The following is a 12,443-nucleotide window of genomic DNA, read 5'->3' on the forward strand; positions in this document are numbered from 1 at the left end:
CCGGCGGGCGCGAGCTTCCCTCTCATGGCGGTACGGCCACCATTTGGCACAAATCGTGGTTCTGGCGCCGTCACAGCCACCATTTGGCGCAAATCGTGCCGGGGACTCTCGACGTCGGCGGCACGCGATAGGTTCACGGTATGACGGACGATGTTGTCACGCGCTCGGTCGACGCCTCCTCGTGGGATGCGCTCACGACGGTTTTCGGCACGAGGGGCGACCCGGCGGGATGCTGGTGCCAGTGGTTCAAGCTGAGCCGTTCCGACTGGGACGGCACCGACCGCACGCAGAAGGCAGAGCTGCTGCACGCCCAGGCCGACGCCGGCTCGCCGGGCGTGCTCGCCTGGCTCGGCGACGAACCCGTCGGCTGGGCGGCCGTCGAACCCTTCAGCGCGTACCCGAGCCTCGCGCGCTCACCGATCACCCGGCGCACCGCAGAGGACCCGTCAGACCCGTGGGCGGTCACCTGCTTCGTCGTTCGCCTGGAGCACCGGCGCAAGGGCGTCGCGCGCGCCCTGCTGCGCGGCGCACTGGAGCACGCCCGCGAGCGCGGCGCCACGGTGATCGAGGGCTATCCGGTGGACACCGGCGCACGCCCGAAGCTCTCCGCCGCCGAGCGGTACCACGGCACGGTCTCGCTCTTCACCTCCGGCGGCTTCGAGGTGGTCCGCCGCCCCAGCGCCACCCGCGCCCTCATGCGCCGCACCCTGCAGCCCGCGGGCTGAGCCTCAGGACAGGATGTCCTTGGTGAGGAAGCGGCCGACGGCGAGGGCGCCGAAGACGGCGATGTAGCCCGCCTGCAGGACCGCGTTGGATGCGAACGAGTCCCAGGCGATCGGATCCCGCAGCAGGTCGGCGAAGCCGAGCCAGTAGTGGCTGAACAGCCAGGGGTGGATGGCGTCGAGCTGCGGCAGCTGGTCGAGCACCTGCGAGACCACCGCCAGGACGGCGGTCGCGGCCATCGACCCGACCGGCACATCCGTGAGCGTCGACAGGAACAGCCCGATCGCGCACATCCCGAGCAGCGAGACGACGATGTAGAGCGCGATGAGCAGCATCCGGAGCAGCGCGTCGCCCACGCCGACCGTCGTGCCGGAGAGCAGCGTCACCGGCCCGATCGGGAACAGGATCGCGCCGATCACCGCACCGGCGACGCCGACCGTGAGCGCGGCGGCGACGCAGAACACCGCCGAGCCCGCGTACTTGACCGCGAGCAGCCGGAGGCGTCCCGCCGGGGCGATCACCAGGTAGCGCAGCGTGCCGTGGCTCGCCTCGCCCGCGATCGTGTCTCCGGCGACCACGCCGATCGTCAGCGGCAGGAACAGCGGGACGCAGACGACGAGGGCGCTGAACGCCACGAACAGGCCGTTGCCGCTGATCTGCTCGAGGAAGCCGGGGCCTCCCCGCCGGCCGCCGCTGATCTTGATGGCGACGGCGATCAGGATCGGCACCGCCGCGAGCGCGCCGAGCATCGCCCAGGTCCGCCAGCGCCGGAACAGCACAGTCAGCTCGGAGGCGAGCAGGTCCCAGCCCGCCGAGGGACGCCGCAGGCGCGTGCCGACCGTCGCCTCACTGCTCGACATCGAAGCCCTCCCCGGTCAGTTCCACGAAGCGCTCCTCCAGGCTGGATGCGCGCACCGCGAAGCCGCGCAGCCGCACCCCGTCGCCGACAAGCGCCGCCGCGAGCTCCTCCGCCGCCGGAGCGCGCCCGGTCAGCGCCGCCTCCACGCCGTCGCCGCCGGCCTGCGCCCGCAGGCCGAAGCGGGCGAGGACGGCCGCGGCGGCGTCCCGGTCCGGCGTGAGGACCTCCACGCGCGGACCGGACGCGCTGCGCAGCTCGTCGAGCGAGCCTTGCGCGACCAGCCGGCCGGCGCGCATGATCGCGGCGTGCGTGCACACCTGCTCGATCTCCGCGAGGAGGTGGCTGGACACGAACACCGTCGTGCCGCCGTCCGCGAGCGAACGGATGAGCGTCCGCACCTCCCTGGTGCCCTGCGGGTCGAGGCCGTTCGTCGGCTCGTCGAGCACCAGCAGGTCCCGGTCGGTGAGCAGGGCACCGGCGATGCCGAGCCGCTGTTTCATCCCGAGCGAGTACGCCCGCACGTGCTTGCCGGCCGCGTGCGAGAGGCCGACGCGCTCCAGCGCCGTCTCGATCCGCGCCGACCGGGTGGCGCGCGGCGCGAACCGGTCGGCGGTGTCCCGTCGGCGCAGGTTCGCCTCGCCGGACAGGTACGGCGCGAACGCCGGACCCTCCACGAGCGCGCCCACCCGGGGCAGGACACCGGCGGCCCGGTCCGGCATCGGCTCGCCGAGCACCTCGATCGAACCGGCGGACGGCGAGATGAGCCCGAGCAGCATCCGGATCGTCGTCGTCTTGCCCGAACCGTTGGGACCGAGGAAGCCGAACACCGACCCGCGTGGCACCGCCAGGTCGAGACCGTCGACCACCGCCCTGGCGCGGAAGCGCTTGGTCAGGCCGCTCGTCGCTATCGCGGCGGGCTCGCTCACCGGGCGGCGGACTGCAGCGCGGAGACGGGGACGGCGCCGGCGAGCACGCGGCCGTCGGCGGTGACGAGCACGGAGACCAGCGAGGTCGAGAGGGCGCGGCCGCCGTCCACGGGCTGTGTCAGCCGGGCGACCAGCGGGTCGGCGGTGAGGGACGCGGGCGCCGAACCGGCGGGCAGCGAGACGATGGTCGCCCAGCCTTCACCGGTCACGGCGGGCTTCGGGTGTGTACCCTTCTCCGGGCGCGCGTCCGCCTTCGGCGTCTGCTCCGTCACGGTCGCGCCCTTCGGCGGCGTGAAGGCGAACACCGACGATGCCGGCGCCTGATCGCTGAACGAGGTGAACCCCGCCTGGAACGACGGATCGGAGGCGCCCCGGGCGGTGACCTGCACGCGCAGCGGGATGCCGGTCGTCCCGTCGACGGCGATGGACACCGAGCCGACCAGGGTCGCCGCGGTCTTCGGCGTCAGCACGAGTTCGTACGCGTCGCGCCCGGCGACGTTCGTGTTCGCACCGAGGGTGACCGAGGTGCTCGGGTCGACGGCGGCGAGGAACCGCTGCGCGAGCGCGGACGGCGTGGTGGCCGTGGCGTCGGGTCGGGCGGTGGAGGCGTCGCGCGCGGGGAGGGTGACATGCGTCGCCTTCTCGCCCGTCGAGTCGTAGAGCCAGACGTCGCTGCCGTTGCGGATCGCGTCCCGCTCGGCGAGCTGGTCGAGCAGCTGCACCCTGACCTTCTTCGGGCCGTCGACGTAGACCTTGGCAGTGTGGTCGCCCATCAGCAGCTCGAGCGTGCTCGCGGCGCTGGAGTCCTCCGACGAACCGGAGGTCTTCGGCAGGCTGGGCAGGCCGAGGTCGGAGCTCTGCTCGACGGTTCCCGAGAACGCACGCGTGTCACTGGCCGCGACCAGCTTCAGCACGTCGGCGGGCGTCTTCTCCGGCAGGTCGGCGGCGCCCGCGGCGAGCGGTGCGACGATCGCGCCTGCGGCGATCGCGGCGGGGACGGCCACGGCAGGCAGCCAACGGACCCAGCGGTGCTTCATACCCCAGAGGATACGCTTCGCGCCCGGCCGCCGACCCTCCGAAGTCCATGGGAGAGGCCGAAATCATCCCCTGGTATGACACGGCCGTCAGACGCGGGAAGGCCCCGCTCTTCAGCGGGGCCTTCCGTGCATCCGTGACGCCTAGAGGACGTCGCCCACCTTGTGGACGCGGATGTCGTTGGTGGTGCCGGGGATCCCGGGAGGGGAGCCGGAGATGATGATGACCTTGTCGCCGTTCTCGGCGCGTCCGGTCGACTTGAGCGCCTCGTCCACCTGGGCGACCATCTGGTCGGTGTGGGTGACGCGGTCGACGACGAACGACTCGACGCCCCAGTACAGCGACATCTTGCGGCGGGTCGACTCCTCCGGCGTGAACGCCAGGATCGGGATCTTGTTGCGCAGCCGCGCCATGCGGCGGGCGGACTCGCCGGACTCGGTGAACACGCAGAGGTACTTGGCCTCAACGAAGTCGGCGACCTCGGTGGCGGCCAGCGTGATCGCGCCGGACTGGGTGCGCGGCTTGGTGCCGAGCGGTGGGATGCGCTCGAGACCGTGCTCCTCGGTCGACGTGACGATCTTCGCCATCGTGGAGACCGTGACGGTCGGGTACTCGCCGACGCTCGTCTCTCCGGAGAGCATGACCGCGTCCGCGCCGTCCAGCACCGCGTTCGCGACGTCGGAGGTCTCGGCGCGGGTCGGGACCGGGCTCGAGATCATCGACTCCAGCATCTGCGTGGCGACGATGACCGGCTTCGCCGCACGGCGGGCGAGCTCGACCGCGCGCTTCTGCACGATCGGGACCGCCTCCAGCGGCAGCTCGACGCCGAGGTCGCCACGGGCGACCATGATCGCGTCGAAGGCCTCGATGATCTCCTCGAGCGCGTCGACCGCCTGCGGCTTCTCGATCTTGGCGACGACGGGCACGCGGCGCCCGACCTCGGCCATGATCTCGTGCACGCGCTGGATGTCCGCGGCGTTGCGCACGAACGACAGGGCGATGATGTCGGCGCCCAGCTTGAGGCCCCAGCGCAGGTCCGCCTCGTCCTTGTCGGAGAGGGCGGGCACGTTGACCGCGACGCCCGGCAGGTTGATGCCCTTGTTGTTGGACACCGGACCGGCGACGACGACCTGGGTCGTGACGACCGTGCCGTCGGTCTCGATGACCTTCACGCGCACCTTACCGTCGTCGATCAGCAGGAAGTCGCCCGGCTTCACGTCCTGGGGCAGGCCCTTGAACGTGGTCGAGGAGATCTCCCTGGTGCCGATGATGTCGTCGGTGGTGATCTTGAAGATGTCACCCTCGGCGAGGTCGTAGGGACCGGCCTCGAACTTGCCGAGGCGGATCTTCGGACCCTGGAGGTCGACGAGGACCGCGACCGGCTTCCCGGCGTCCTCGGCGGCCTTCCGCACGTTCGCGTAGACCCCCTCGTGCACCTCGTAGCTGCCGTGGCTCAGATTCATCCTGGCCACGTCTACACCCGCGTCGATGATCGCGCGGATGTTGTCGTAGCTGGACGTCGCCGGCCCGAGGGTCGCGACGATTTTCGCCCTTCTCATGCTTTTACTTGCTCCGTGATTCTCGCGCCCCTGACGGCGCGTTCTCGTGATGGAGGGGTGTCAGACCAGGATGCCGCGGTCCGTGGGGCGGACCGGAGCCGGCAACTGCGTCTCCCCTTCAAGATACCGGTCGACGGCGGCGGCCGCCGCCCGGCCCTCTGCGATGGCCCAGACGATCAGCGACTGACCGCGGCCGGCGTCGCCCGCGACGAAGACGCCGGGCTCGCTGGTCTGGTAGTCGCCGCCGCGCGCGACGTTGCCGCGCGCGTCGAACGGCACGTTCAGCTGGGACGAGATGTCGTCCTGCTCCGGGCCGGTGAAGCCCAGGGCGAGCAGCACCAGGTCCGCGGGGATCTCGCGCTCGGTGCCCGCCTTCGGCACCCGGCGGCCGTCGAGGTACTCGGTCTCGGCCACACGCAGGGCGCGGACCTCGCCGTACTCGTTCGCGAGGAACTCGACGGTGGAGGCGAGGTACTCGCGCTTGCCGCCCTCCTCGTGCGCGGACTGCACCTCGAACAGGGTCGGGGTGGTCGGCCACGGCTGATGGGCGGGACGCTCGCTCGGCGGCTGCACGCCGATGGCGAGGTTCGTGACGCTGGCCGCGCCCTGGCGGTGCGCGGTGCCGATGCAGTCGGCGCCGGTGTCGCCGCCGCCGAGGACCACGACGTGCTTACCGTCCGCGGTGATCTGGTCGGCGACCTGGTCGCCGGCGCCCGCCTTGTTCTGCTGGACGAGGTACTCCATGGCGAAGTGCACGCCGGCGAGGTCACGGCCGGGGATGGGCAGGTCGCGCGGCACCATGGCGCCGGTGGCGATCACGACGGCGTCGTAGCGGGTGCGCAGGTCGGACCAGGAGATGTCGGTGCCGATGTCGACGCCGGCGCGGAAGCGGGTGCCCTCTGCCATCATCTGGTTGAGGCGCGCCTCGAGGTGCTTCTTCTCCATCTTGAAGTCCGGGATGCCGTAGCGCAGCAGGCCGCCGATGCGGTCGTCCCGCTCGTACACGGCGACCGTGTGACCGGCGCGGGTCAGCTGCTGGGCCGCGGCCAGACCGGCGGGACCGGAGCCGACAACGGCGACCGTCTTGCCGGTGAGGCGCTCCGGCGGGTGCGGCTGCACCCAGCCGTTCTGCCAGGCCTGGTCGATGATCGAGACCTCGACCTGCTTGATCGTGACGGCCGGCTGGTTGATGCCGAGCACGCACGAGGACTCGCACGGCGCGGGGCAGAGCCGGCCGGTGAACTCCGGGAAGTTGTTGGTCGCGTGCAGGCGCTCGATGGCCTGCCGGCCCTCCCCGCGCCACATCAGGTCGTTCCACTCGGGGATGAGGTTGCCGAGCGGGCAGCCCTGGTGGCAGAACGGCACGCCGCAGTCCATGCAGCGCCCGGCCTGCCGGCGCAGCTGGGCGGGGTCACCGGCCTCGTAGACCTCTTTCCAGTCCATCAGCCGGACGGAGACGGGACGGCGCTTCGGCAGCTCCCGCTCGGTCGTCTTCAAAAACCCTTTGGGGTCAGCCACCATTCACCTCCAGTTCGAGTACAGCTTTCAGAAAGGTCGGCATCATCGCGCGGTCACCTCCAGAATCCGGTTCCACACGATGTCGCCGTCGGGGTCGAGCCCCTCGTCGACGGCCTCCTGCCGCATCTGCAGCACCGCCGCGTAGTCGCGCGGCAGCACCTTGACGAACTTCGCGACGGTTGCGTCGAAGTCCTCCAGCATCCGGTCGGCCAGAGCCGAGCCCGTCTCGGCGCGGTGCTTCTCCAGCAGGTCGCGGACGATCTCGATGTCGGCGCTGCCGAGGGGCAGCAGTTCGAGCTCGCCGCTGGCGAGGGACTCGCGGTTGACGCGGTCCGTCTTCAGCTCGTACACGTAGGCGGTTCCGCCGGACATGCCCGCGCCGAGGTTCCGGCCGGTGCCGCCGAGGATGACCGCCAGGCCGCCGGTCATGTACTCGAGCGCGTGGTCGCCGACGCCCTCGACGACGGCGGTCGCGCCGGAGTTCCTGACGAGGAATCGCTCGCCGACGATGCCGCGGATGAACATGCTGCCCTGCGTCGCGCCGTAGCCGATGACGTTGCCGGCGATCACGTTGCGCTCGGCCGCGAACACGCTGCCCTTCGGCGGGCGGACGACGATCTGGCCGCCGGAGAGACCCTTGCCGACGTAGTCGTTGGAGTCGCCCTCCAGCCGGAGCGTGATGCCCGCGGGAAGGAACGCGCCGAGCGACTGGCCGGCGGATCCGGTCAGCGTGATGTCGATCGAACCGGTCGGCAGGCCGTTCTCGCCGTGGCGGACGGTCACCTCGTGGCCGAGCATCGTGCCGACGGCGCGCTCGGTGTTCCGGATCGGCAGGTTCAGCTGCAGGGTGCCGCCGTTCGTCAGCACGTCCTGCGCCGCCTGGATGAGCTGGTTGTCGAAGTGCTCGTCGAGCTCGTGGTCCTGGGCGCGGCCGTTCTTGCGCGGCGCGTCGTCCGAGAACTCGGGGCCGTCGAGGATGGGCGAGAGGTCCATCCCGGACGCCTTCCAGTGCCGGATGGCGCGGTCGACGTCCAGCAGCTCGGAGTGGCCGATCGCCTCGTCCAGGCTGCGGAAGCCGAGCTCGGCGAGGTACTCGCGCACCTCCTGGGCGATGAACTCGAAGAAGTTGACCACGAACTCCGGCTTGCCGGAGAACCGGGAGCGCAGCTCCGGGTTCTGCGTGGCGACGCCGACCGGGCAGGTGTCGAGGTGGCACACGCGCATCATGACGCAGCCGGAGACCACCAGCGGGGCGGTCGCGAAACCGAACTCCTCCGCGCCGAGCAGGGCGCCGACGATCACATCGCGGCCTGTCTTCAGCTGGCCGTCGACCTGGACGACGACGCGCTCGCGCATCCCGTTCAGCATCAGCGTCTGCTGCGTCTCGGCGAGGCCCAGCTCCCACGGCGTCCCCGCGTGCTTGAGCGAGTTGACCGGGGAGGCGCCCGTGCCGCCGTCGTGCCCGGAGACCAGGATGACGTCGGCCAAGGCCTTCGCGGTGCCGGCGGCGACCGCGCCGATGCCGGACTCGCTGACGAGCTTGACGTGGACGCGCGCGCCCGGGTTCGCCCGCTTCAGGTCGAAGATCAGCTGCTTGAGGTCCTCGATCGAGTAGATGTCGTGGTGCGGGGGCGGCGAGATCAGGCCGACACCCGCGGTCGCGTGCCGGGTGCGGGCCACCCACGGGTACACCTTGGTCGGTGGGAGCTGACCCCCCTCGCCCGGCTTCGCGCCCTGGGCGAGCTTGATCTGGATGTCGTCCGCGTGCGTCAGGTACATCGAGGTGACGCCGAACCGTCCCGACGCGACCTGCTTGATCGCGCTGCGACGCTCCGGGTCGAGCAGCCGGTCGAGGTCCTCGCCGCCCTCACCGGTGTTCGACTTGGCGCCGAGCCGGTTCATGGCGATCGCGAGGGTCTCGTGCGCCTCCTTGGAGATCGAGCCGTAGCTCATCGCACCCGTGGAGAATCGCTTGACGATCGAGGAGACCGGCTCGACCTCGTCGATCGGCACCGGCTGCCGCTCCCCCGCCTTCAGCGAGAACATCCCGCGCAGGGTCATCAGAGACTCGGACTGGTCGTCCACGAGCTTGGTGTACTCGCGGAAGATGTCGTAGCGGCGCGTGCGGGTCGAGTGCTGCAGCCGGAACACCGTCTCCGGGTTGAACAGGTGCGGTGCACCGTCCCTGCGCCACTGGTACTCGCCGCCGGTCGCCAGGCGCTCGTGCGCGAGGATCGCGCCCTCGGCCGGATACGCGCTGGTGTGCCGGGAGAGGTTCTCGGCCGCGATCACGTCGATGCCGACGCCGCCGAGCTTGCTGGTGGTGCCGGTGAAGTACTGGTTGACGAACTCCTGGCTGAGGCCGACGGCCTCGAACGCCTGCGCTCCCGCGTACGAGGACACCGTGGAGATGCCCATCTTGGACATGATCTTCAGCACGCCCTTGCCGAGCGCCTTGATGACGTTCTTCACGGCCTTCTCCGGAGAGACGCCGGTGATCATGCCGCTGCGGACGAGCTCCTCGCAGGTCTCCATCGCCAGGTACGGGTTGATCGCCGATGCGCCGTAGCCGATGAGCAGCGCGACGTGGTGCACCTCGCGCACGTCGCCCGCCTCGACGATCAGACCGACCTTCATCCGGTTCTCGGCCCGGATCAGGTGGTGGTGCACCGCGGCGAGCATGAGCAGCGACGGGATGGGCGCGAGGTCCTTGTTCGAGTCGCGGTCGCTCAGCACGATGAACTGCGCGCCGGCCTCGATGGCCTCGTCGACCTCGTCGCACATCTCCGCGAGCCGCCGCTCCATGGCGTCGGTGCCCGCGTCGAACCGGTAGAGACCGCGGACCGTCGTCGTCAGCCTGCTGCCGGGGCGCGGGTCGATGTGCTGGATCTTCGCCAGCTCGTCGTTGTCGATCACCGGGAAGTCGAGCACGACCTGCTTGGCGTGCTCCGGACCCGCACTGAGCAGGTTGCGCTCCGGGCCGAGGCCGAGCTTCATGGTGGTGACGACCTCTTCGCGGATGGAGTCCAGCGGCGGGTTCGTCACCTGCGCGAACTGCTGCGTGAAGTAGTCGAACAGCAGCCGCGGACGCTCGGAGAGCACCGCGACGGGGGTGTCTGAGCCCATCGCGCCGAGCGGCTCCGCGCCGGTGGTCGCCATCGGCTTCAGGAGGATGCGGACCTCCTCCTCCGTGTAGCCGAAGGTGCGCTGGCGGCGCGTGATGGAGGCCGGGGTGTGCACGATGTGCTCGCGCTCCGGCAGGTCCTTGAGGTTGATGCGGCCCTGCTCGAGCCACTCGCCGTAGGGAGCGGAGGCGGCGAGCTCGGACTTGATCTCGTCGTCCTCGATCAGGCGGCCGGCCACGGTGTCCACCAGGAACATCCGGCCCGGACGCAGCCGGCCCTTGCGCACGACGCGGCTGGGCTCGATGTCGAGCACGCCGATCTCGGAGGCGAGCACGACGAGGCCGTCGTTCGTCACGACGTAGCGCCCGGGGCGCAGCCCGTTGCGGTCGAGCGTCGCGCCGACGAGCGAACCGTCGGTGAACACGATCGCCGCCGGGCCGTCCCACGGCTCCATGAGCATCGAGTGGTACTCGTAGAAGTCGCGGCGGACCGGGTCGATCTCGGTCTGGTTCTCCCAGGCCTCCGGCACCATCATCATCACCGCGTGGGGCAGCGAACGGCCGGTCAGCGAGAGCAGCTCGACGACCTCGTCGAAGGAGGCGGAGTCGGACGCACCGGGCGTGACGATCGGCAGCACCGGGTCCAGCTCGCCGAGCAGCTCGCTCTCGAGCTGCGACTGGCGGGCGCGCATCCAGTTGCGGTTGCCCTGCACGGTGTTGATCTCGCCGTTGTGCGCGATCATGCGGAACGGCTGGGCGAGCGGCCAGGACGGGAACGTGTTCGTCGAGTACCGCGAGTGCACCAGCGCCAGCTTGGAGGCGAAACGCGGGTCGGAGAGGTCGGGGTAGAACGGCTCCAGCTGGAGCGTGGTGACCATGCCCTTGTAGACGAGCGTGCGGCTGGACAGCGACGAGAAGTAGAGGTCGAGCTCGCGCTCGGCGCGCTTGCGGAGGAAGAAGGTCTGGCGGTCGAGGGCGATCCCGGCGACCGGCTCGCCCTTCTCGTCGCTGCGGGTGCTCTTCACGTACAGCTGCTCGATGACCGGCATCGCCGCGCGCGCCAGGTTGCCGAGCTCGCCGGGGCGGACCGGCACCTCGCGCCAGCCGAGCACGACGAGGTCCTGCTCGGCGGCGATCGCCTCGACCGCGGCCTTCACCTCGGCGCGGACGCCGTCGTCGGTGGGCAGGAACGCGTTGCCGACCGCGTAGCGTCCGGCGCCGGGCAGTTCGACGCCGGCGACGGCGCGCAGGAACGCGTCCGGCACCTGCGTGATGATGCCCGCTCCGTCGCCGGTGCCGGCGTCGGAGCCGACCGCGCCGCGGTGCTCCAGGTGACGCAGCGCCTCGAGCGCGGCGTCGATGATGTCGTGACCGGCCGTTCCGCGCAGCGTCGCGACCATCGCGAGGCCGCAGGCGTCCTTCTCGGCGGCAGGGTCGTAGAGGCCCTGCTTGGCCGGGATGGTTCCGAACCGGGAGTGGGGAGGCGTGAGCGCCATTTGGGGACCGTCCTCACAGTGTCGTGGATGTGGGGATGTGGGTACGGGGACGCCATCGGCCCGGTGCTGGGTGGGATCCTCCTCCGCCGCGGGCTGTGTGCGGCCCGGCGGGTGTGTTTCGGGAGGTGGTGGTGACGCGGTCGCGCAGTGGATAGTGCGTGCCGCGGACGTGGGTTCGAGCGGGTGTTACTTCGAGCCGGCGGGGCTTGTGGCCTTGGGCTTGCGTGACCCGGCGGTCTCTCCGTCGTCCTCGTCGGTGATCTCGTCATCCAGGTCGGTGTCGTCAGAGTCTACCTCAGCATCGGGCGCGACCCATTCACGACCCGGTACGTAGGGGCTCGGCTCGAGGCCGGTGTGCCGCTTCGACTGGACGATGAAGATGACGACGCCGAGCACGACCGCGGCGAACGCGGCCCAGACATTGGTCGGGATGCCGAGGAACGAGAACTCGCTCGGGTCGATGCGGATCGACTCCAGGTAGGAGCGGCCCAGGCCGTACCAGATCAGGTAGACGGCGAGCACCTTGCCCCACTGCAGGCGGAACTTCCGCTCCAGCCAGACGATGACGACGACGCCGATGACGTTCCAGATGATCTCGTAGAGGAACAGCGGCTGGAACAGCGTGCCGTCGGGCAGGCCGACCGGGATGGCCTTGTTGCCCGAATCGATCTGGAGCCCCCAGGGCAGGTTGGTGGGCAGGCCGAAGAGCTCCTGGTTGAAGTAGTTGCCGAGGCGTCCGATCGCCTGCGCGAGCAGCAGCGCGGGGGCCACGGCGTCGGCGAAGGTCCAGAACCGCAGACCCGTCCAGCGGCAGCCGATCCAGACACCGATGGCCCCGCCGATCAGCGAGCCGAAGATGGCGTTGCCGCCCTCCCAGATGAAGAGGACCTTCCACAGGTCGGCGCCGGCGTAGAAGTAGTCCGCCGGGTGCGTGAACACGTGGTAGAGCCGGGCGCCGATGATGCCGAGCGGGACGGCCCAGAGCAGGATGTCGAGGACGACGCCGGGCTCGGCGCCGCGCTTGGTCAGTCGTCGCGACGTCCAGATCGCGGCGACCACGATCCCGATGAGGATCATGATCGCGTACGTCTGGATGCGCCAGTGCAGACCGAAGATGTCGATCGGGATCTGCTGCCACTCGGGCCCCGGGCTCGGGATGCTGGCAACCCAGCTGCTCATCGTCGCAACCACCCGATGACTCAC

8 protein-coding genes are annotated in these 12,443 nt (G+C 70.5%); 1 reads left to right on the top strand and 7 read right to left on the bottom strand.

What is annotated here, in order from left to right; genetic code table 11:
• The first annotated feature begins 140 nt into the window (after nucleotides 1-140).
• Nucleotides 141-725 carry a GNAT family N-acetyltransferase gene (locus AAME72_RS17980; RefSeq protein ID WP_348787897.1) on the top strand — a complete coding sequence of 195 codons (585 nt, stop codon included), beginning with the start codon at nucleotides 141-143 and terminating at the stop codon, nucleotides 723-725.
• Nucleotides 726-728: 3 nt separating this feature from the next.
• Here the strand turns inward: AAME72_RS17980 and AAME72_RS17985 are convergent, their stop codons facing one another.
• The 7 genes from AAME72_RS17985 to lgt form a co-directional block, all read right to left on the bottom strand.
• Nucleotides 729-1,583 (bottom strand): ABC transporter permease, encoded by an 855-nt coding sequence (locus tag AAME72_RS17985; RefSeq protein WP_348787898.1) that lies wholly within the window; start codon nucleotides 1,581-1,583, stop codon nucleotides 729-731.
• Nucleotides 1,570-2,508 (bottom strand): ABC transporter ATP-binding protein, encoded by a 939-nt coding sequence (locus AAME72_RS17990; RefSeq protein ID WP_348787899.1) that lies wholly within the window; start codon nucleotides 2,506-2,508, stop codon nucleotides 1,570-1,572. The genes AAME72_RS17985 and AAME72_RS17990 overlap by 14 nt, the downstream gene beginning before the upstream one ends.
• The gene (locus AAME72_RS17995; RefSeq protein WP_348787900.1) at nucleotides 2,505-3,545 is read right to left on the bottom strand and encodes a DUF2092 domain-containing protein; all 1,041 of its coding nucleotides are present in this window, start codon (nucleotides 3,543-3,545) and stop codon (nucleotides 2,505-2,507) included. Before AAME72_RS17995 ends, AAME72_RS17990 begins: the two co-directional genes overlap by 4 nt.
• A 141-nt stretch (nucleotides 3,546-3,686) precedes the next feature.
• On the bottom strand, nucleotides 3,687-5,102 hold the full coding sequence (gene pyk, locus AAME72_RS18000) for a pyruvate kinase (protein ID WP_348787901.1): 1,416 nt from the start codon (nucleotides 5,100-5,102) through the stop codon (nucleotides 3,687-3,689).
• Between the two features lie 60 nt (nucleotides 5,103-5,162).
• Nucleotides 5,163-6,620, bottom strand: coding sequence for a glutamate synthase subunit beta (locus AAME72_RS18005; protein WP_348790171.1), 1,458 nt, complete (start codon nucleotides 6,618-6,620; stop codon nucleotides 5,163-5,165).
• A 42-nt stretch (nucleotides 6,621-6,662) separates the two neighbouring features.
• Nucleotides 6,663-11,240 (bottom strand): glutamate synthase large subunit, encoded by a 4,578-nt coding sequence (gene gltB / locus AAME72_RS18010; RefSeq protein WP_348787902.1) that lies wholly within the window; start codon nucleotides 11,238-11,240, stop codon nucleotides 6,663-6,665.
• Between the two features lie 186 nt (nucleotides 11,241-11,426).
• Nucleotides 11,427-12,419 carry a prolipoprotein diacylglyceryl transferase gene (gene lgt / locus AAME72_RS18015; RefSeq protein WP_348787903.1) on the bottom strand — a complete coding sequence of 331 codons (993 nt, stop codon included), beginning with the start codon at nucleotides 12,417-12,419 and terminating at the stop codon, nucleotides 11,427-11,429.
• Nucleotides 12,420-12,443 lie beyond the last annotated feature (24 nt).

Origin of the sequence: Leifsonia sp. NPDC080035, assembly GCF_040050925.1 — a bacterium.
Lineage (GTDB): Bacteria > Actinomycetota > Actinomycetes > Actinomycetales > Microbacteriaceae > Leifsonia.